Annotated in this window: 15 protein-coding genes; 5 read left to right on the top strand and 10 right to left on the bottom strand. The window is 38.7% G+C overall.

Annotation, left to right across the window (positions count from 1 at the left end; translation table 11 throughout):
- Positions 1-65: 65 nt before the first annotated feature.
- From RGQ13_RS06080 to miaE, 4 genes are all read right to left on the bottom strand, one after another.
- Positions 66-905: a pirin family protein gene (locus RGQ13_RS06080; RefSeq protein ID WP_348392668.1), complete on the bottom strand. Its 840-nt coding sequence runs from the start codon at positions 903-905 to the stop codon at positions 66-68.
- Between the two features lie 113 nt (positions 906-1,018).
- The gene (locus RGQ13_RS06075) at positions 1,019-1,951 is read right to left on the bottom strand and encodes a glucosaminidase domain-containing protein (RefSeq protein WP_348392667.1); all 933 of its coding nucleotides are present in this window, start codon (positions 1,949-1,951) and stop codon (positions 1,019-1,021) included.
- Positions 1,952-2,021: 70 nt separating this feature from the next.
- Complete coding sequence (locus RGQ13_RS06070; RefSeq protein WP_348392666.1) at positions 2,022-2,252, bottom strand: hypothetical protein; 231 nt, start codon at positions 2,250-2,252, stop codon at positions 2,022-2,024.
- A gap of 224 nt (positions 2,253-2,476) precedes the next feature.
- Complete coding sequence (miaE, locus tag RGQ13_RS06065; RefSeq protein WP_348392665.1) at positions 2,477-3,049, bottom strand: tRNA-(ms[2]io[6]A)-hydroxylase; 573 nt, start codon at positions 3,047-3,049, stop codon at positions 2,477-2,479.
- Between the two features lie 181 nt (positions 3,050-3,230).
- On the opposite strand from miaE, the gene RGQ13_RS06060 reads away from it, so the two are divergent.
- Entirely contained in the window at positions 3,231-3,956 is a 726-nt protein-coding gene (locus RGQ13_RS06060; RefSeq protein WP_348392664.1) for an SIR2 family NAD-dependent protein deacylase, read from the top strand.
- A 36-nt stretch (positions 3,957-3,992) separates the two neighbouring features.
- Here RGQ13_RS06060 and RGQ13_RS06055 read toward each other — a convergent pair whose 3' ends face one another.
- Both RGQ13_RS06055 and RGQ13_RS06050 read right to left on the bottom strand, forming a co-directional pair.
- A complete protein-coding gene (locus RGQ13_RS06055; RefSeq protein WP_348392663.1) occupies positions 3,993-4,535 on the bottom strand; it encodes a hypothetical protein in 543 nt (180 codons plus the stop codon).
- Between the two features lie 355 nt (positions 4,536-4,890).
- On the bottom strand, positions 4,891-6,810 hold the full coding sequence (locus tag RGQ13_RS06050; RefSeq protein WP_348392662.1) for a S9 family peptidase: 1,920 nt from the start codon (positions 6,808-6,810) through the stop codon (positions 4,891-4,893).
- A 292-nt stretch (positions 6,811-7,102) separates the two neighbouring features.
- On the opposite strand from RGQ13_RS06050, the gene RGQ13_RS06045 reads away from it, so the two are divergent.
- The 3 genes from RGQ13_RS06045 to RGQ13_RS06035 are packed head-to-tail and all read left to right on the top strand — an operon-like array spanning position 7,103 to position 12,975.
- Positions 7,103-8,323 carry an efflux RND transporter periplasmic adaptor subunit gene (locus RGQ13_RS06045; protein ID WP_348392661.1) on the top strand — a complete coding sequence of 407 codons (1,221 nt, stop codon included), beginning with the start codon at positions 7,103-7,105 and terminating at the stop codon, positions 8,321-8,323.
- Between the two features lie 12 nt (positions 8,324-8,335).
- Positions 8,336-11,458, top strand: coding sequence for an efflux RND transporter permease subunit (locus RGQ13_RS06040; RefSeq protein WP_348392660.1), 3,123 nt, complete (start codon positions 8,336-8,338; stop codon positions 11,456-11,458).
- Positions 11,459-11,460: 2 nt separating this feature from the next.
- Complete coding sequence (locus RGQ13_RS06035) at positions 11,461-12,975, top strand: efflux transporter outer membrane subunit (protein ID WP_348392659.1); 1,515 nt, start codon at positions 11,461-11,463, stop codon at positions 12,973-12,975.
- 295 nt (positions 12,976-13,270) lie between these two features.
- Here the strand turns inward: RGQ13_RS06035 and RGQ13_RS06030 are convergent, their stop codons facing one another.
- From RGQ13_RS06030 to RGQ13_RS06020, 3 genes are read right to left on the bottom strand one after another with little or no spacing between them, the layout of a single operon-like run.
- Entirely contained in the window at positions 13,271-14,491 is a 1,221-nt protein-coding gene (locus tag RGQ13_RS06030) for a phosphoenolpyruvate carboxylase (RefSeq protein WP_348392658.1), read from the bottom strand.
- Positions 14,488-15,123 carry a hypothetical protein gene (locus RGQ13_RS06025; RefSeq protein WP_348392657.1) on the bottom strand — a complete coding sequence of 212 codons (636 nt, stop codon included), beginning with the start codon at positions 15,121-15,123 and terminating at the stop codon, positions 14,488-14,490. The genes RGQ13_RS06030 and RGQ13_RS06025 overlap by 4 nt, the downstream gene beginning before the upstream one ends.
- Entirely contained in the window at positions 15,120-18,821 is a 3,702-nt protein-coding gene (locus tag RGQ13_RS06020) for an ATP-binding protein (protein ID WP_348392656.1), read from the bottom strand. The genes RGQ13_RS06025 and RGQ13_RS06020 overlap by 4 nt, the downstream gene beginning before the upstream one ends.
- A gap of 597 nt (positions 18,822-19,418) precedes the next feature.
- On the opposite strand from RGQ13_RS06020, the gene RGQ13_RS06015 reads away from it, so the two are divergent.
- The gene (locus RGQ13_RS06015) at positions 19,419-20,066 is read left to right on the top strand and encodes an HAD-IA family hydrolase (protein ID WP_348392655.1); all 648 of its coding nucleotides are present in this window, start codon (positions 19,419-19,421) and stop codon (positions 20,064-20,066) included.
- 135 nt (positions 20,067-20,201) lie between these two features.
- Here RGQ13_RS06015 and RGQ13_RS06010 read toward each other — a convergent pair whose 3' ends face one another.
- A complete protein-coding gene (locus RGQ13_RS06010; protein ID WP_348393382.1) occupies positions 20,202-21,623 on the bottom strand; it encodes a peptide MFS transporter in 1,422 nt (473 codons plus the stop codon).
- Positions 21,624-21,655 lie beyond the last annotated feature (32 nt).

Raw genomic sequence — 21,655 nt, 5'->3', positions numbered from 1 at the left:
TATCGATTTAGTTACCTTATGGGTCACTTAATTAAATAGTGCAATCCTACATGGCTAGATAATAGTTAAAATTTATTCGCCTTATAATCATCAAACGCTTGTACAATTTCTGCTTGAGTATTCATTACAAACGGACCTCCACGAGCTACTGGTTCGTTTAAAGGTTTTGCTGATATAAACAAAAAGCGAATATCCTGTGCCTTAGTTTTGATAGTTACTTGCGAACCCGAGGTTAAAATACCTAATTGCTTTTCAGTTAATGGTGCTAAGTTACTGCCTATTTCAGCATTTCCGGTGATCATATATATCATGCTGTTATCTAAACCAGATACCGTTTGATTAAATGTTTCACCTTGTTTTAAGGTGACATCTAGATAAGTTGGATTAACGAACTCATTGTTAATAACACCTTGAGTACCTAACTCAGTTTTACCTGCAATGACTCGAATAAAACTGCCATTATCATGACGTTCAACCGGGATATCTGCCGCTTTGAACTCTTGATATTTCGGTTCTGACATTTTATTAGATTTAGGTAAATTTACCCAAAGTTGAAAACCAGCTAACAGCCCTTCTTCTTGCTCTGGCATTTCAGAATGTAAAATCCCTTTGCCAGCAGTCATCCATTGCACGCCATGTTGTTCGATAACGCCTTCATTGCCGGCATTGTCTTTATGACGCATTTTGCCCGCAAGCATATAAGTTACGGTTTCAAAACCACGATGGGGATGTTCAGGAAAGCCAGCAAGGTAGTCGTTAGGCTTATCACTACCGAACGCATCAAGTAAAAGAAATGGATCAAGCATGTTTAGCTCGGGCGAACCAATAATACGAGTCATGTTAACGCCAGCACCATCACTTGCTGGAATGCCAGGAGTAGAATATTGTAATTCTTTAGTGTTCATAAAAAAAGACCTATTAATGTATGTTTAATAGGCCTTATTTTAGTGTTTTTTGTTTAAATTAAAATATCAAAAAAGTATCGATATCATCCTAAAATGTTCATCTATCAGCAAAATTAATTGCCGGTCAAATGGATTAATTTATCTTTAGATAAATAAGCTTCATCTACATCTTGCAGTTTGTTGTAAGAGATCATCTCACGAATACTATCAATATAAGCTTGGCCGCGCTCCGAGTATTTATCTAAAGTACCCGCCAGTTCCATGCCGGTTATCGCATCACCACTCTCTCTAAGCTGTGCTCTTAAGGTTCGCAGTTTAGCGTAAGCCGTAGTGGTGTTTATATTAAACATATAGCCTTCTACCGATCCTAATGGGCTATCAAATCTAGCTAAACCATAATCGCCCAACTCTTTACGTTGCTGCTTCGGTGCCATGCCTTTGCCGGAGAAGTCCCACTGCCCGAAAAATGCATTGCCTTCTTCAGCAAATCGAGATGTTCCCCAACCGCTTTCTTCTGCGGCTTGAGCAAGCGCTAATGACGGCGGCATAATATCAACTTTAACTAATAACTCGCTGCGTAACTCTTCGGTCATAGTCTGTTGTTCATTGTCTAATACTGAGTATTTTACTGCCAATGCCTTCAATGTTTGGTTATCAAGACTAGCGCTTTTAATTTCTTGGCGTTCAAGCAATATCCGCTCATTTGAAATAAGCACCAATGGCGCCATTAACCGAAAGAATACTTCTTTTTTGAGCTGTACAGGAATGTCGTTTGAGGTATGCTTCCACTCTTCACTAACTTTTTCAAAGCTTAAGCGCGGTACTTCTCTGCTCCCTTTAGCCCAACTTTCGCTGTCGTATTGATGCTTTTTAAACAAAGCCATCAGCTCATCTAAAGAATGTATTTCTACATCAATTGGATTTTTCATTGCCTCGATAACGAACTTTTCATCGATAACTTTAGTTTTATCAGGCTCTGAACAAGCACTTAACAATAATGATGAGGCTAAAAAAGAAAGAGAAATCAGTTTTAAATTGTTGCGCATTAATTATCCCAAGGTATACGTTATTTTGTTATGTCTTGAGTATAACCATTAAAATAAAAAAAATTGTTTTTTAAATCATTCCTTTTGTAAAAGTTTTATATAACTCACTAGCTATGAGGTAATCACCTTCTATCTCGGCTATTTCACCCCTGCGTAATAATTCAACTATAAATTCCTTGTTTCCTGCTAGTGCTTGTCGACATACCTGCTCATTTGAATAATCACATAAACTGACTAGTGACTCAGTAAAATTGGTACCTTTAATTTTTCTTAGCTCAACCAACATTTTTTCTAACTGCATAAGTGTATCCCTAAAGTTAAGTAATTAAATACAGCTTATGCCAATCCTCTTTTTATAAAGTGACAATGCTAGGACCAATTATGATAAATAATGACTGAACTAGATACGAATACGTTTCACTCCAGATCACGAAGAGGTAAACGAAGCAGAGCATATTCGGAGTGAAATGTATTCGAAGGTACGCAGTACCGTATTCGAAGTGAAACGTATTGGTTACTGAGTTATTAGTGCAACGCGGCTCTGAACGGTAATGCTGAACAAATACGTGCTTCTTCAATCAGTATTTCTTCTAAACGTGGATACACTACATCTTCAGGAAAATACTCAAGCGCTAACTCAACAAACAAGTTTTTGTGCTTTTCTTCTGATTTGGCAATATCATCATAAAACTTTTTATCTTTGCCTTCCGGTAACACTTGCGCAATCAGTGAAAAGCGCTCATGGCCACGTGCTTCAATGACGCCAGCAACCAGCATTCTATCAAGAAATTTTTCAGGGCGGCTATGTCGAAACATTTTGCGAATAGCATTAATGTAAGGGTCTTTTTCATCATTGGCTAAGATAACACCACGACGAGTCATTAGCTTCAACACTTGTTTGAAATGAATTAACTCTTCTAAAGCTAAATCTATCATCGCTTTTACTAGGCTTTTTTTGTCTTGGTAATGAGATAACATCGACATCGCCATACCAGACGCTTTTTTCTCAGCAGCGGCATGATCTTGTAAAAAGGTATCAAAGTCTGCAACGGCAACATGAGCCCATTCAACTGGAGTGTGGTATTTTAATTCAAACATGTGTGTATTCTTGCTATTTCATCAGATTTTGCGCGCTATTTTACACACGTTTGTTGTGTGGTTATAGTAAAATCAGCTTAAAATTAATGAACAAGTAAATTATGACAAATACCTTATACATAACCGGTGCAAGTGTTAGTAGAGAGAAAGATACGGCATTAACACATTTAGAAGATAAATTATGACTAACACTTTATATATAACCGGTGCAGGCGTGTCTTCAGAGAGCGGCATCCCCACGTTTCGTGGCGAAGATGGTTTTTGGACTATCGGCAGTAAAAACTATACACCGATGGAAATGGCCACACGCGCTATGTATGAAAACAACCCTGTTGAGTTTTTATCTTGGTATTACCATCGTTTTGCTACCTACCGAAACCATGGTCCTAATGAGGTTCATCATTGGTTAAGCGATAAGAACCTTATTACCCAAAATATTGATGGCTTAGATGGTAAAGCTGGAAATAAAGATTACATTGCTATACATGGCCGCTTAGATCAAATGACACATTATCATCAGCAAGGTGATGATGTAGCTTACATAGCTACCCCTTGGGAAGATGTAGATGAGAGTGATTTAGTGTCGTCATTATTGGCAATATTCAATATTGACCAACAAACTAAACGACCGAAATTAAATCAATCGTTTAAGCCTTATGTATTGCTTTTTGATGAATACTACACCGACTTATATCGAATAACCGAAGCGCAAGAGCGGATGATGGCTGCAGATAAAATGGTGTTCATTGGCACATCTTTCAGTGTAAACATTACCCAAATGGCCCTGCGTTCAGGCATAAATAATAGAATACCTATTGAAATCGTCGACCCTGATCCTATCGAGTTACCCTACGAATATGTGACTTATCATAAAATGAAAGCGTCTGAATATATTCAGAAAGCTTAACGCGACTAGTTCAAGTTACAAGCTTATAGCTTCTACCTAAAAATAGGTAAGTACATTAAGTCCAATAGCTGAAAAGTCTTGAATAGAGCTAAATGCATGGTAATGGTAGCGATAATTAACCGCTAGGGTAAAATTGTTATGAAGCTTGAGGCTAACCCCAGCTTCTGGGAATACAGACAATACGCTATTATTTTCATCGCAATCATACTCTAAAGAGTGCTCAGAAGGATAATGGTAACAATCTTGGAAGTATCGAGCACCAACGCCGGCGCCAATATACGGAGTAAAAAACCGGTCTGGCATAAAGTAATAGTCGAAAGTAAAATCCCATTCCGCGCTTTCACTCAATTCCTCATCAATAACCATTATGCTAAATTTAGTTATAAAATTATCGTCTCGTACACTAAAGCCAATGGTATAGGCTTTTTCATTATTATTGCCTTCTGAAAAGCCAATAAATGCGCCCTTATCATAATCGTCTGTTGATTTAAAATCGGTTATTACGTCGTACACTGGTTCGGTTATATAGGCGTTTGCAGTTAATGAAAACAACATCAGTACTATGATTAAATACTTCAATATCAACCCTTACTAGAATGGTGACTCTTCCATAAATTAAAAAGCCTACAATGAACAAACAAATCATCGTAGGCATTAATATGAGTATATACCAATTCTATTAAGTTGCAGGTTTACAAGCTATACCCTGAATCGTCGTGTTCTACTTGATCTAAACCTTGCTCTTTGGATACTCGTAAACCACCAGTAAATAAACCAACGAGCTTGAGTAAAGCTTAAGTTACTATCGCGGTATATATCAATGTTGCGCCAATACCAGTTAACTGCGCCATAACTTGTTCGCTCATAGAACTGATACCATCGGCAAAGCTATCGCCGTTCAGTATGTGCTGAACGGCGTTAATAGGAAGCTGTTTTATAAATATTTCTTTAAAAATTCAATATAAGCTTTAGATGCTGTTATGCGATTCACCTTTTTCCGAAAACCATGGCCTTCATCATCAAATAACACATATTCAACCGGCACCTTGTTTGCTCGGATCCCTGCGACCATCTCATCGCTTTCTACTTGCAATACCCGAGGGTCATTGGCACCTTGCACAACTAATACAGGATTAGTGATATTTTTCGCATGAAACAATGGCGAAATACGACGTAAGCGTTCTTCATCTGTAGCAGGGTCACCCATTTCATCATAAAGTGCGATTTTAAATGCTTCCCACCATGGCGGAATACTTTCTAGCGTCCGCAACCAGTTCGTTACACCAAATATATTGATACCAACTTCAAATTCATCGGTAAATGCCATAGCGGCCATAGTCATATAACCGCCATAACTGCCGCCAATAACGCCAATTTTATCAGTTGCCACCCAATCTAAAGTCTGCAAATGTTTTTTACCATAAACAATATCTTGCAGATCATTTTCACCATGATTTTTATCATCTAAATGATAAAAGGTTTTGCCATAACCAGATGAACCGCGATTATTAACCGCAAAAATAGCGTAACCTTGATTGACCAAATGTTGAATAGCCGCTCGGTACCCCTTACGAGACTGACCTCCAGGGCCGCCATGAACCCATACTAAGGCTGGAACCTTATTGTCAGCCGATGCCATTTTAGGTTTATAAAGTAAACCTGGGACCACTAAACCATCAAAACTTTTAAAACGAACTACTTCACTGGCAACAAGATCAGAGGCTTGCATCTCTGAATTTAAGGTATTGGTTAATTGTTTGGCACTGCTACCGCCCAATGTATAAGTGAATAAATTAGAAGGTGAAATATCTGAATTTATATAAAAAACCATTTTTGATGAATCACTGGAGAAATTAACTCTACGTAAATCGCCCGCAGGGAGTTTAGGCAAGACAACAGCTTCACCCGTTGCAACGTTACTAATAGTTAATTGCGTTTGCGCATCATTATTAATACCAACAGTGGCGTACTTGCCATCTTTTGAAAAATCGACAAAGCTCACATCCCAATCACTTTTGTAATACAAACTACGCTGCTGAGTCGCAATATTATAGGACCAAGCCTGATTGTATTCACCAAACTCATTGGTGCCATAAATTAATGACGTTGAATCTGTTGTAAAGGTATATACCCCCTCCTCTATTGGTCCAGCAGAGGCACTTAACAATTGCGGAGTTTTATCATCACTGGTTAAATCGACTAAATACATATCAGAATCAGAGCCAGAAACCGCTTTTACCAAAGCAATATATTGGCCGTTGTTACTATGATCATCAACACTTAGCATTTGCTCATTTGTAAAAACTAGTTCACGCGAATAGTCGCTACTATTGTAATGGTATACATCCATAGCTTTTGCATCACGCTCATTGGTTTTAACATAAAATGAGCCATCATCAAGCCAGCCCATAAATGATGCTTTTAAATTATCCCCCGGTGTTAGATCTTTTACCGTACCGTCCTGCTCTTGTACGTATAAATGGTTCAGTTCATTACCACCTTGATCGGCGCTATATAAAAAACGATCGTCACTTGGAAACCAACTAACACCATATATAGTATCTTTATCTGACATACTTAATTGTGTTGGAGCAGAGCCATCTGTTGGATATCGATACGCATTAAACACACCTGTGGCATCGCTGGAAACTAACACTGCGCTACCATCATGATTTATAGATGAACCAAACACAGTTGTAGTTTGAAAAAACTGTTCTGCACTGTAAGTTTTACTGGTAACAGCAGCTTCTACTTTAGCTGTAGTGTGACTTTCAGTTGAATTTTGAGCTTGTTCAGAACAGGCGGTAATCCCTAAAGCGAAAGGGACGAGAGGTAAATAGCTTATTAACTTCATTTTGGTTCCTTGTTATTAGTATTTTATTCCAGAGTGATCTTTTTATACCAGAACTACCATAAAAGGAATTGGTTAATTTATCTACAACTTTCTATTTTATGAACAACACCAATTTCATTAAATAACACTATGTATACCCCTGATTTAACAATAATTAATCATTTTTAACGGCTTGAATAACAGGCTGTACATGAACTTACAAAACTATTTAAAATAAGCCTTACAATTTTGCACTTAATCGACCTATAATTTAACTAAAATTAAAAAAACAATATAAGCTGGAGCAACTTTCATGAACACGGCAAAACTTTTTCCCTGCATACTTTCTTTATTTATTTTAAGTGCTTGTAATGAACCACAAGTAATCGCTCCTGAAAAAGTTGAAGTGATCGTTACGCAGCTAAGCCAAAAAAATATTCCTTTGTATGGTCACTATATTGCTAATACCCAAGCTTCCCTTGATGTTGAAGTTCGAGCCCGAGTAGAGGGTTACCTTGAACAACAACATTTTTTAGAAGGCAGTTTCGTGATTAAAGATCAACTGCTCTACTCTATTGATGATGGTCCGTACCAAGCCGCACTGGCCAGTGCTCAAGCCAGTCATATTCAGGCGAAAAATGCTTTAGCAAAAGCCAATAGAGATGTAAAAAGAATTAAGCCACTTTATGAGCAAGACGCTTCCAGTCAGCTTGACTTAGATAATGCTTTTGCCGATTTAGACAGCGCGCAAGCCAGTTTAAAATCAGCGGAAGCATCCTTGCAACAATCGGAATTAGAGCTAAGCTATACTCAAATTCGTGCTCCCATATCAGGCGTTGTCAGTGCTTCAAATGCCGACATTGGTGCATTAGTTGGCGGTTCAGGCATTTCATTACTCACCAATGTACAAAAAGTAGATCCGTTGTTCATCGAATTTCAAATGACAACATTAGATTACTTGCAAGCCAGACGCCGGTTAAAAAGTTACTATGAAAAATATAAAGCAGATATTGAGGGTACCTCAGTTGAAGGTTTAGTAACAATTACATTACCCGATGGCAGCGAATACCCACACTTAGGACAAATGAAATTCACTGCGCCAAAAGCAAATCAAGAAACTGCAACATTTACCGCCAGAGCTGAAATTATCAACCCTGACAGAGAACTGCTACCGGGACAATATACGAAAGCACGTATACAGCTTGATGAACTTGACAATAGTTTATTACTGCCAGAGCAGGCGGTAAAGTTTGAACAAAGTGGCTCCTTTGTTTATGTGGTATTACCGCAAAACACCATAGAGCGTCGCTTTGTTGTCTTAGGTCGCAATGTCGGCGGAAGCTTTCTAGTACAAAGCGGCTTAAGTAATGGTGAAAAAGTAGTGTTAGAAGGGACTCACAAAGTGCAACATGGTAGCCATGTAATTGCCATTATGGCAAAAGACATAAAAGAGGCGGCTAAAAAAGCCCAGGAATCTGAAAACAAATCCCAGAAAAAAGCGGCTGAAAAGCCAGCTAAAGCCAAAGAAAAATAAGGGAGAATTTTAGTGATTTCACAATATTGTATTAAACGCCCTGTTTTTGCTTCGGTATTATCAATAATAATTTTACTGGTTGGTATTGTTTCTATTTTTAAAATGCCCATTGATCAGTACCCAAACATATCTCCCCCACAAGTGACTATTTCAGGTAGTTACAGTGGCGCTACTGCCGCAATAACCGCTGAATCAGTTTCTATCCCGTTAGAGCAAAAAATTAACGGCGTACCAAATATGCTGTATATGACCTCCAGCAGCAATAACGGTGGTAGTTCTAAAATAAAAATCACTTTTGATGTAGGTACCAACCCAGACTTTGCTGCAATAGATGTACAAAATAAGGTAAAACAAGCGGAAGGTGATTTACCTGGTGATGTTATTACTGATGGAGTCACCGTTGAAAAAACCTCAACCGTGCCACTAATGACCTTGATTTTACGCTCAAGTGAAGCACGATTCGACGATTTATACTTAAGTAATTTTGTAACCTTGCAAATTCAACAGGCATTAAAACGCATCCCTGGTGTTGCCAAGGTAAGAAATGTCGGTGCTCGTACTTATTCAATGCGAGTTTGGTTACGACCAGATGATCTTGCGTCTTATGGTTTAACCCCAAGTGATGTGGTTGACGCTATCAAAGAACAAAACGCCAATGCCGCAGCTGGCTCATTAGGTAGCCAACCAGCCGATGGAGATATTAATTTATCTCTTACTATAAACGCTTCAGGAAAATTAAAAGATGCGGAGTCTTTTGGTAACATCATAATCCAAGCTACCGACAATGGCGCATTGATTAGACTTCGAGATGTAGCCAGAGTAGAGCTTGGCGCCAGTGCTTATAAACTGATATCACAACATAATGGACAAAGTGCAGCCATTGCTGCTTTGCTGTTATTACCGGGTGCAAATGCACTGGAAGTTGCTGAACAAGTTAGAACCACAATGGCTGAATTATCTGGCCAATTTCCTAGCGGGATCAGCTATGAAATTGCTTACGATACTTCCGTGTTTATTGAAGCTGCGATTAGTGAAGTGGTTATCACCTTAATCGAGGCATTATTATTAGTATCTGCCGTGGTGTTTTTATTTTTACAAGATTGGCGCACAACTATAATCCCCATGTTAGCGGCGCCAGTATCAATTATTGGTACCTTCACCTTTTTAGCCGCTTTTGGGTTTTCAATTAATACCATCAGTTTATTAGCAATGGTGTTAGCGATTGGATTAGTGGTTGATGATGCGATTGTAGTAGTCGAAAACGTCGAACGGATCATGCAGGAAAAAGCCATAAACGCCGCGCAAGCAACAGCAATAGCGATGAAAGAATTAACTGGCGCACTGATCGCAACTTCACTAGTTCTGGCAGCGGTGTTTTTACCTGTTGCGTTCTTAGGGGGAATATCTGGTGAACTTTATAAAGAATTCGCGGTTACACTAACGGTTGCCGTTCTCATATCAACCATTGTTGCCCTCACCCTAAGCCCAGCATTATGCGCACTGTTGATGAAACCTGAGAAAAAAACATCGCGAATATTCACTTGGTTTAATAAAAAAGTTGATGCGCTTACCAGTAAATATAGCAGTTACGTTGCTGCGGCAATAAAACGTACAGCGCGTTCGGTAGTTTTATTTGTGGCAATATTTACTGTCGGTATAGTTATTTTCAAACAAATGCCTTCCGGTTTTATGCCACTTGAAGATACCGGCATGTTCTATGCCGATATACAATTACAACCCGGCACGTCGGTAGCACGCACGGCAAAAACAACATTTAAAGTTGAAAAAGAATTAACTGCCCACCCAGCAATTGACCAAATCATTACCTTAACAGGTGAAAACCTTAGTAATGGCTCTGGCGAAGAAAACGCTTACTTTCAAATAATGTTGAAACCCTGGGATGACAGATCAGACTACACCATGGAAAAAACCATGAGCGAAGTTGGTGAAATAATTGCCGGCTATCCAGAGCTCACCTACAAGGTATTTCAACCTCCCGCCATTGCGGGTATGGGCGAGCGCAGTGGTTTTTCATTTGAATTGCAAGACCGTAGTGGCGCTAATTCTGAAGGTTTAGTTGAAATTGCAAAGTCATTCATTCAAAAAGCACAGTTTTTACCTGAAATAGGCAATATAAGTAGCACCCTAAGTGGTGATATACCGATGCTAAAACTCATTGTTGATCGTGAAATGGTAAAAACTTATGGCGTCAATTTAGCTGATTTAAATACTTTGTTAAAGCAGTTAACCGGTTCAACATCAGCAAGTGACTTTAATATGTTTGGTCGTACTTACAAAGTAAAAGTACAAGCTGAAGCTGAGTTTAGACGTCGTCCTGAAGATCTTTCCCGTTTTTATATCAAGTCGGGAACGGGTGCATTAATACCTTTATCCATGTTGGCTAAAATTGAATACGCAGCAGGTGCAGGTAATATCAGTCGTCACAACTTATTCACCAGTGCAAGTATTGGCGGTACACCGGCCCAAGGCTATAGTTCAGGCCAGGCAATGGACGCAATAGAGCGATTAGCCAAAGAAGAATTGCCTGATGGTTTTGCTTATGAGTGGACAGGTATGTCATATCAAGAAAAAAGTGCCAGTGGTCAAGCAGGCTCTGCAATGTTACTTGCTGTGGTATTTATCTATTTATTCCTTGCCGCATTGTATGAAAGCTGGGTGATCCCTATTCCTGTATTATTAATAGTGCCTATTGCTTTGGCTGGCGCGGCAATTATTGCCTGGCTGGTTGGCATTGAAAATAACCTTTTCTTTCAAATATCGGCAGTAGCCTTGGTAGGTTTTTCCGCTAAAAACTCTATTCTAATTGTTGAATTTGCCAAAAGCCTGCATCAAGAGCATGGTCGAACCATTAAACAAGCGGCAATTGAAGCAGCAGAGCAACGCTTTCGCCCTATAATAATGACATCTGTATCGTTCATATTAGGTATATTACCGTTAGTTCTGTCAATGGGACCTGGTGCTCAAGCAAGGCAGTCAATATCAACGGGGACACTGGGTGGCATGGTTGCAGCAACGACTGTTGGGATTGTTTTAGTACCATTATTTTTTGTTATTTTTGTCAGTTTCGCTGAAAAGATGAAACAAAAGTTCAGCTCTGCAGATAAGGAGGCTTAAGTATGAGTAACCCATTGTTAAAGCCAAACTACTTAGTGCTGGCAATTACTTTATTATCTGGGTGTGCTATTGGCCCTGATTATCAAAAAGCTCCTGAAGTAGCAGCGGAAGAATTGCCTACATGGCAATTCAACGATGAAACAAATCAAACAGGTGCTTCAGTAGCCACATTAGACTGGCGATCATTTTATCAAGACCCGGCACTCCAAGAGTACATTCAACAAGCTCTGGATAATAACATTGACTTAAAAATTGCCAGCGAGCGGGTGTATCGCTCGCAAATTGGTTTAGTAGAAAGTGACAGCCGTTTTTTACCAAATTTTGATATGACCTTTGACGCCGATCGTGAGAGAACCAGCAAAGCGTTAACAACAGATCCGAAAATAGACAATGAATTTAAATGGACGGCTAATGTATCTTGGGAGCTTGATTTATGGGGTAAATTGCGCCGCAGCAATGAAGCCGACATTGCCAATTTACAGGCTACCCAAGCAGAGTTTTACGGTTCAAGAATATCGCTAATTGCGCAAGTTGCCGAGCTGTATTATAAAATTCAAGATGCTCAAAATCAGATACAATTAACTAATAATAATATTGTCGCTCGTGAAAAGTCTAAACGAATTACTGAATTAAGACACAAGCAAGGTATTATCTCAGGACTAGATGTGAGTCAAAGTAATGTGGAGTTAATGCAAGAAAAATTGAAATTGCCAGCACTACATAACTCGCTCAGTTCAAGCATGTATCAATTGTCTATATTACTGGATCAATCACCTAAAAAACTAAAAATTCCAGATCGAAATCCAAACAACTTAGATCGAGAGTCGCTACCTATGGGGTTACCATCAGAGTTATTAAAACGTCGACCTGATGTTATCTCGCAAGAACGTAAGCTTCATGCGGCAACCGCCGCAATTGGCGTAGCAAAGGCTGACTATTTTCCCAATATAAGCTTAGTGGGTAACTTTGGTGCAAAAAGTTTAGAAGTAGATGACCTACTCGATAATGCCGAGTATTGGGAAATAGGTGCCGATATTTCTATGCCCTTATTTAATTGGGGGGCAACAACGGCTAATGTTGACAAAGTAAAATCTGAATATCGTGAAACCATTCTTAATTATCGTAAAGTTATTTTTGTAGCTTTTAGAGAGTCGGCTGAAGCCATTGAAAATGTTGATAAAAACCGTACTGAATATTATTTAAAACGCGAATTACTCGCTGCAACAGATGAATATTTACGCCTCGCCAATTTACGTTATAGCAATGGTGTTATCAGCTATATCGACGTACTAGATGCTCAGCGTAACCAAGCCAAATCACAACAAGATTTTTCGGCTGCGGCCGAAAGCTTACAAACATCATTTGTCGGGCTTTATAAAACGTTGGGTGGTGGCTGGGATGCAGCCGGTTACAATCAAGCATTAAATAGTGAAGAAGATATCGATCTGACAGTAGAGCGACAAAGCAATGAGATCAACAGCCAAATGCCAGTGATTGAGCAAAAGCAAGAAAATTAACGGTAAAAACGACAATTAGCACCAATCATCGCTGTGCTTGTTCGATTTTCAAAAATCGACAAGCCTTACAGAAAATTTGTAAGTTGTTAATGTCCAGAGCTAAATGCGGGTGTGTTGATAATTAATGGTGCCTTTTTCAGGAGATATAAATAGCGCATGAGCTGACTTGTCTTATTGGTTACTAACAAACCATTGATGAGTTGCTTTTAATGCGCCTTTCTCAGTTTTATATTTAGTAGAAATCCGGCTTTCTGGCATGCTGATTAAATAAGGTAATTTGAAACATTTATTTTCCTTAACGCAGCCCTAATTCAACATCTTCAATAATATAGTTACCATTAAACTGCGGATGCACATGCCCTTCTGTGCCTATTTCAAAAAAATCTTGCTCTTCGCTGCTTAACCCTTGATAGCCATTAATAACTCCGTACACCCAAACTTCTTGATCTAAATCTAATTGGTTTTGTTGATGATATTCAAGCGCCGACATACGATGTCCGGAGTCAATGACCTGACAAAAGTAACTTTCAACGTTTTTCTTTATTAAATCGCTTTCAATATCTATTTGTTCAATGTCATTTATTTCAAAGCCTTGCGCTTGGCGTTTATCTTTAACGCCTAAATTAGCATGGCGAACTTCTTTAATATGACTAACAACTTCAGCAAATAAGCGCTCGTGTTCAATGTTGTTCACATCTATTTGGGCTGGTTTTATTATTGCTTTTGCTTGGTTAAACAAATTCGGCACATTATGTTTTGCAGAATAGTCTTTAACTTGATAATCAGGCTTTTGCTGCGCATGCAAGACAAAACCTTTTAATAACTGCGAGCGGTGCAGGTATTGTCTAAATTTACCCAATAAGTCAATTAACTTACTTTGAGCAATACTTAACTCTTGGCTTATTTCACTGTAACTTCGCTGTAATTGCACCACTAATAAGCGGCGCAACTCTCTTGAGGTACCAGCAATAGCAGCTAACTCATCAAAGTGAAACATTTCCAGTTGTTTACGCATTTCAGTTAGCTGGCTTTGGGCTAGCTCATTTTCTCTAATTTTGGCATTAATCGACGCCACATAACCAAACTCGTTATGGATGCGGCGCCATAAATTACGCACGTTTGATTTTAAGCTATCCACCAAGCCATATACCTGCTCGGTTAAATCTTCAATATACACTTCTGCTTCAGCATAATTTTGATGATGTAATGCTTCTTTATAATGTGACGTTACAGTTTTAATTAATTCTAGCTTAGTGCCTATATTGGCATCTAGCTGACGGTTGCGCTCATCCCTAAGGTTGTTTTCTAACAAGCCTCTAATTGAACTTCTTAAGCGTAAATCTTCACCAGGCTCTGGTCGCCAAAGTACACCGTGTTCAATTAATTTTTCCAGTACTTTTGCGTCAAACTCAAGCTCATTTACTCGGCCAGACAAATACGCCTTCATGATCACGTCTGAATGATTGGCCAGAGCTTTTAAAAATTTTATGCCTGCAGTTTGCAAGGGCTGGCTCACAATAAGTCCCCTTGCTGAATGGCTTCTTCTGCTTGTTCCGCCAAGTTTAAGTTTTCACTTTCATCAATAAAGCGGATCACTTCAAACAAGTAATCGACTTTACCTGTGGCAAGGTAAATTTGATTATCAGGGTTGGGCTTTAATAAATAGCCTAAATCAACCAAACGTTTAAATATCAGCTTTAACTGGGCATCTACCGCAGAGCTTGATGAATTAAATAAGCTATATCGTGATATTTTAGTTAGCTGCTCACTAAATGCAGGAGTGTCTTCAATAATAGATTGCAGTTCATTTAAGCGTATAACTTTACCTTCAGACAATGGCGAGTTGTCGCCTTTCGCTTCTTGCACTAAAACCAACCACTCAATAAGTGGCAGTAATGATGCGGTGATTTCTCTAAATTGGCTGCTTACCACTTTACGTTCATCATCACCTATGGCTTGGTAAGCACAAAATAGCACCTCGCCATCATTGGCATTAGCAATGGTACGGTTCATTAAGTTAAGTTGCTGTTCAACACTGGCAAAATTTTCGGTATTTTGTAAAAAACCAAATGCAAGCTCATCGCTGGTTTTACAAATAAACCCGCCGCTTAGTAATGTTTCCATTACTTGACCTTTTAAACTGATCATAGTGCTTCCTCCACTTGCCCAAGTTCATCTGCTTGTTGACGTTGCTTTAAACGCTCTGTAATAGGGTTTACTTTCGGTTGTACCATTCTTAGTTTTTGCTGTTGTGCACTTTTATCAATTAAGTAGCGATTTTCAAAAAAGTGCAAAACATCCGACTCTGGATTAGGAAATGCTCCAAGCACGGTAATTTGGTTAGCTTTACAGGCATCAAAAATTTTCTTTACATTCTTGTTCGCTAAAGTGCCAATTTCGTCGATAGGCCAATGTATAACAACCTTTGAGTGGCCACGTAGTAAGCGAGTGAATGCGAGTAAAAACTTACATAAAATAAGGTAGGCCATACCATGACTTGATGATTCATTTAGTTGCCTGTCGGTACGAATGACTAATTCTGAATTACCTTCTTTTAAGTGCAGCTCAATGTCTAACAACTGACTTATACCACCGGTCATTGTTGCTTTACCTAGCACTTCGAGTACTTCACGTATAGTTTGTGTATATTCTTCATCAGGCAATGACGACTTTTCATCATTAAGCCAAGAGTGATGCAGTTTATTAAAGCGTGCCAGTTTTGGCCAAAAATCAAATTCTGAAATTTTAGAGCGAATTTTCACTGACGATTCTGAAACACCATCAAGGAATAGTTCTTGATCAACTTCTTTTGATATACGACGAGATTGCGATGAGATCCGCGTATCAATATCCGCTAAAATGTTATAATACTGAGTTAAATCATTGCCGAAATTTAAACCATTGTTGCGTACACCTTCTAAATGCTGAGGTACCAATACGGTTAGCAATGTTTCTAATTCATTTACCATTTTACGAGAGTCTAATACTTGAAGTCCTTGTGTATTAGTTATTAAACAATCACGGCGTGCATGTTCCCAAGTTTCGGTTAAGCTTATACCTGACTTTTGGCCTATGGCATTATCAAAATAATTAACATAACTGGTGATGTCTTGAGTGGCACGACGCTGTTGGTCTAATAATTCGCGCCCTTCTACTAGTCTCGCTGAAGGTGTAGCTTGCTCGGTAACAGGCTCAGTTGTAGGTAGTTGTAAAAGGGTAAACTGTGGTTTTAAGCCATTAATACCTGAAGCGAGCTCTTTTTGTTCTGCTAAGGCTTTTTCAAGTTGTTGTAATTGGTCTTGCAATTGCTGTCTTTGTTGGTGATGCATTGCGCTTTTCTCTGCTAATAAGCGCATCGCTTTTGCATTACTATCTTTGGCTTTTGATAAGCCAGCTAAGTAGCTTGCCTTTTGTTTTGTGAAGACTAACTCATACCAACGCATATACTCGCTTACACTATCACGGTGTTTATTGGTAATAATTATATCGTCTTGCAGTTTGGCAATGTCTTGTTTTAATGAAGCAATTTGTTCAACATCAACTTCACGACTGGTAAGTTCATCCTTATACCACTTTTTACAAGCTTTTATACCAGCTTTATGTTGCTCATTTGCATCGTCTATTTGGTTTTTAATTTGATTTAGCTTTTGCTCTATATCACCAACAAGTTGTTGCCAATGCAGCTCATGCTCCATTTTTTCATCATGGCACTGCTCTTTATGTCCTTCATATGCCTGTTGTTGATTAGCAATCAGTTTTTCTAAAGACTTTTGCAGTTGTTGTAAACTTTTTTGCTGTTTCAACTTACGCTCATTTAACGCTTGTTTTTGTTCAGACTTTAATTGCCCACGCTCATCTTGCACACGTTTACGACTTTGCTCTTTAAATTGGCACTGTGAATGAATCGTGGTAAGTTGCTGTTCTTTTTCACGAACCTTTTTGTTCAAGCCTTCCAGTTCGACTTCACATTCAATTTGTAAATTTTTAGCAGCTTTTAAATCTTGCCCTGCTACATCATACTGTTTTTGCAGCTGCGCTTCAGTTTGAGTCGTTTCATTATCAACTATCGCATCAGTATCTAGTAATACTCCATACACACTGGATAAGTCAGTATTGTTGTCGATTAATGATGGTGCTAAATCAGTGCGCGTTAACAACTCTGGATTTAATACTTTACCCAGATGAGCTTCCCAACCATTGTGCTCTTTACGTAAAAATTCTAATAACGTGTTCTCACCAGGGTAAAGGAGCACTTCAATTGCGGTTAATCGCTTATTGCAAGTAACAACATTACTTCTGGCTTTATTGAGCTTTTCATTACTGCCAATTTGTTGGTACTTAAGCTGCTGGATATCATCTTGTAACTTCGATAAATCGCCACGTATTTGATCTTCTTCAAATTGCGCTTGCTCTACCGAGGCATCAATTAGCGCCATCGCGTCTTGTTCAGTAACTGTTGGTCCACTTGTCTCTATTTGTACTTTTACTGTTTGTAAATTAAGCGTGCCTTCGTTTATTTGTCGTTCAAAATCATTCTTAATGCCACTAAACCTATCATCTTGGCTAGCTTGTAATTGCTGCAGGGCTTTTTGTTCAGCCATCTGTTTATCGCGTAAATCGTCGCGGCTTTGATCTTTTTGATCGTTAAGTTGTGCTAGCTCTTTCGATTGCTTTTTTTCTATTTCAGCTAAGCGCTTATGATAAGCAGCTTCAATATCTTGATGCTCTTCAGTAAGCAGTGAATGTTGTTCAGTTTTTGATTGTAATTGTGATTGCCAAGAAGGAATTTTATCTAAATTGGCCTGATGAGTTTCAATACTCTTGTATTGCCATGCGTTAAACTCATCTTCAATTTGATCAAGGTGCTGCTCAGAGCTATTCACTTCTGCTTTGGTAAGCGATATATCACGGTTTAGCTCATCTCTTTGTTGCTCAAAAGATGTATTTAACTCGTTAAGTTGAGATTTGTAGGCCTGATGATTGTGCTCGGCAGTAACAATTGAATCGCTCAATAGCGATAAATCGACTGACAATTGATGTTTTAATTGGCTTAGGCGAGCTTCAGTATGATCTAACTGTGCATTCACTTTTTGAAGTTTATGATATTGCGGCATCAGCTCATCAAATTGTTTTATTAGTGAGCATTCTTTGATCCAATCCTCAACTTGCGCTTTTGATATTTTATTACTTGGGGTTTCAACACCATCTTCTTCTAGAATGGCGGCGATCATCGCTTTGATCGTTTCCATTTTACCTTCTTTGGAATGCACGGCTTTGATCAGTTTTTCTATATGGCGTAAACGTGCGTCGCTTTCACACAAACTAAAATAACGAGACGCGGTTAATAAATCACGCTTATTACTGCTTAGCGCCATCACCGCCCTGTCATTTTGAATAACAGCTCTAAATTCTTTCGTATTTAATGCCTTTGTGTGGATGATATTGTTACGGCGCATATTACGAATTATTTCACTAACCGCTATAGAACATCTTCCGGCGATGTCTTCACCAATAAAATCTTCAACAGTAAAACCTTTTTCAACAAAGCGATACAATACACCAGTGTTTGACGACGTTAATATTGCCATACACATAACGCCATCTAAGCGTTGGTACTCGTAAATAATAAAGCTTGATTCTCTGGGTAAGTACCAAGTTTGGAAGTTGTCACGAGTTGCTGGCACAACTTTATTGGGCGATTCACCATAAAAAACTGGAAGTAAACGTTGCAGGGTAGTTTTACCTGAGGCATTAGTACCACAAATATTAGTGTGCCCATCTACTTTTAGTTCCACTAAACCAGGTAAATGAGTGTCGATTAAAATGATCCGTTTTAAGCCAGACATAGAATTTGTTTAAGCCTTTATTATTGTATTAAAGCCATCTTATGACTCACAGGGTTATGTGTAAATAGTTAGTCATTAAGAATTGCTTAATTGCCGGTAAAACAGCTTATTATTGCTTATTTTTTATCTTAAGTTACGAATACGGCGCTCTGCACCTTCGAATACGTTACACAACGAATTACGAAGCAGTTATCGAAGCAAAGCGTCCCCGAAGGAGAGGAGCTACGTATTCGAGGTGAAACGTATTCGGATCGATAGCGTATTCATATATTTAACATTTGTTAACAGACCGGTAAATAATCATTAGTTATATTAATGCTTACAGTAAAACCTTACGGTTTACTCCCAATCTGTTGTTTAAAGCACTCGTTAACGCGAGTGCTTTTTTTTTACATCAGGGATGATGGAATGCCGACTTGCCATGGATAGCAAAAGAGTCGGTTCACTTTAGGAATAAGCCACAAATACACTTTAGTCTCACACTCCCCTACTTCGTTATTCGAAAGCGCAAAGCGCTGTATTCGTAATTGAGTTATAGACAACACCTGACTCAATTTGGTAATTTAGCATTTTCTAATTTCCATATAGAACGTCACCATGAACCAATATCAACTGTACATCTTTGATTGGGATGGCACGTTAATGAATTCAATTAATAAAATTGTACATTCATTACAAGCAGCCGCTAGAGCATCTAATCTGCCAATACCTGATGACAGAGCATCAAAAGGGATCATTGGTGCAAGTTTAACTGAAGCCTCTAAAATTCTTTACCCAGGTATTGAACAAGTTAAAATTGATGAATTAATCAAACATTATAAACAACAATATCTTGATATTAATGTCACGCCATCACCTTTGTACGATGATGCAGAACAGTTACTATTAACACTGCATGCTAAGGAAAAACTATTAGCGGTTGCTACAGGAAAGGGCCGACAAGGGTTAGAGCGAGTATTAGCAGTATCAAATACCAAACATTTTTTTCATTTAACCAAAAGCTCTGACGATGCTAAATCTAAGCCACATCCCGATATGCTTGAGCAAATATTAGTTGAGCTCGATATAAAACCAGAAAACGCACTGATGATTGGCGATAGTCGTTACGACTTAAAAATGGCAGAGCATGCTGGCGTTGATAGCATAGGTATCACCCATGGGGCTGGTTGCATCGATAGCTTGAGTGATTGCAACCCAAAAGCGATTGTTCATTCAATTAAAGAATTGGCAGAGCTGATACTTTAATTTATATCTATTAAAGTGGAAACCATAAAGAGTGAATTCCTGCCGTCACAGCAATGACTGTAGAAAGGCATATACAAAAAGGCCGAAACTGAATGTTTCGGCCTATCATATTCAAGCTAGTATATAACTAAAAGGTTAAACAGGATCTTGGTCAAGTTCACTGTGTTCAGTTTTAGGTTCAGCTAATGATTTGTCTTCTGCACCGTGCATCCATTCAACTAACTTATCAGCCATGAAGAAAACGATAATACCAGCAAGAAAACCACTCACTGTAAGACCTGCGAAGATACCAAAGGCATTATCTATTTGCTCTTGACCTTCACCTATCATACCGCCAACAATACCGGCGACTTTGTTAGCAATTGCAGAACAAGCAAACCAAACCCCCATCAATAACGATAAGAATTTAATTGGTGCGATTTTAGAGACTAACGATAATCCAATTGGTGAGATACAAAGTTCACCAAAGACTAAGAATAAATACGTCATAATTAGATAAAGAACGCTTACTTTAGCGTTAATATCACCACCTTGTTGTAATGTAGCAGCCATCATAAATAAGAAACCAAAGCCAACAAACATTAATGCATAGGCGAATTTCTTCGGTGATGGTGGTTGTTTATCACCTAGTTTAATCCAAAGGCTAGCAAACACCGGTGCAAATACGATAACAAATAATGCACTTACGGCTTGTAACCATGAGGCTGGCATTTCCCAACCAAATACATTCAAATCAGTGAAGTCTTTAGCGTAAATGTTTAGTAAACCACCACCTTGCTCATAACCAACCCAAAATACAATGGATATCACTGACATGATAATGATAACTTTAACGCGATCTCTTTCTTCTGCAGTTAATGGTTTATCTTTAGCCGATATTTCGCCTTCAATAGCTACATGATGCGCCGAAGGTTTAACGCCAATTTCGCCAAGATATTTCTTAGCCATTAGCAATTGCATCGCAACTGAAATAAGCATACCAACGCCGGCAAAAATAAATCCAAGTTGCCAATCAATTTTTTCGCCAACGTAACCTATTACTAGTGGAGCAACAAAAGCACCAATGTTGATACCCATATAGAATATAGTAAAAGCACCGTCACGACGGGTGTCACCTTGCTCGTATAAGTCACCAACTAATGTTGAAATGTTTGGCTTAAAGAGGCCGTTACCACAACAAAGTAAAATCAAGCCTAAATAGAATGCGTTTTCAGCACCGCCACCTAGCATCGCCTGTGGTGTACCTAGAGTAAAATGACCAGCGGCCATTAATAAACCACCAATTATGATACTTTTTCGCTGCCCTAATACGTTATCAGCTATCCAACCACCTAACACAGGTGTTAAATAAACCGCCATTGTAAACCAACCGTATAAGGCTAACGCTTCAGAGTTAGTCCAGCCAAAGCCACCGTCTTGTACTGTTGCAACTAAATATAATACTAAAATGGCACGCATACCGTAGTAACTGAAACGTTCCCACATTTCTGTTCCAAACAGCAAAAATAGGCCTTTAGGATGGCCTAAAAATTCCGTAGATTGTTGATTCATGTTGATCTCTTTTGATTTATACCTAAGGTATTATTTTT

Source organism: Thalassotalea psychrophila, assembly GCF_031583595.1.
GTDB classification, from domain to species: Bacteria; Pseudomonadota; Gammaproteobacteria; order Enterobacterales; family Alteromonadaceae; genus Thalassotalea_A; species Thalassotalea_A psychrophila.
Note: the sequence above shows the minus strand (reverse complement) of the source record. Positions and strands in the feature narration are given on the sequence as shown.

Bases quoted from the DNA above. Each gene is read 5' to 3' on its own strand.
- RGQ13_RS06080 (WP_348392668.1), bottom strand. From the start codon at position 905: ATGAACACTAAAGAATTACAATATTCTACTCCTGGCATTCCAGCAAGT.
- RGQ13_RS06075 (WP_348392667.1), bottom strand. From the start codon at position 1,951: ATGCGCAACAATTTAAAACTGATTTCTCTTTCTTTTTTAGCCTCATCA.
- RGQ13_RS06070 (WP_348392666.1), bottom strand. From the start codon at position 2,252: ATGCAGTTAGAAAAAATGTTGGTTGAGCTAAGAAAAATTAAAGGTACC.
- miaE (WP_348392665.1), bottom strand. From the start codon at position 3,049: ATGTTTGAATTAAAATACCACACTCCAGTTGAATGGGCTCATGTTGCC.
- RGQ13_RS06060 (WP_348392664.1), top strand. From the start codon at position 3,231: ATGACTAACACTTTATATATAACCGGTGCAGGCGTGTCTTCAGAGAGC.
- RGQ13_RS06050 (WP_348392662.1), bottom strand. From the start codon at position 6,810: ATGAAGTTAATAAGCTATTTACCTCTCGTCCCTTTCGCTTTAGGGATT.
- RGQ13_RS06045 (WP_348392661.1), top strand. From the start codon at position 7,103: ATGAACACGGCAAAACTTTTTCCCTGCATACTTTCTTTATTTATTTTA.
- RGQ13_RS06035 (WP_348392659.1), top strand. From the start codon at position 11,461: ATGAGTAACCCATTGTTAAAGCCAAACTACTTAGTGCTGGCAATTACT.
- RGQ13_RS06025 (WP_348392657.1), bottom strand. From the start codon at position 15,123: ATGATCAGTTTAAAAGGTCAAGTAATGGAAACATTACTAAGCGGCGGG.
- RGQ13_RS06020 (WP_348392656.1), bottom strand. From the start codon at position 18,821: ATGTCTGGCTTAAAACGGATCATTTTAATCGACACTCATTTACCTGGT.
- RGQ13_RS06015 (WP_348392655.1), top strand. From the start codon at position 19,419: ATGAACCAATATCAACTGTACATCTTTGATTGGGATGGCACGTTAATG.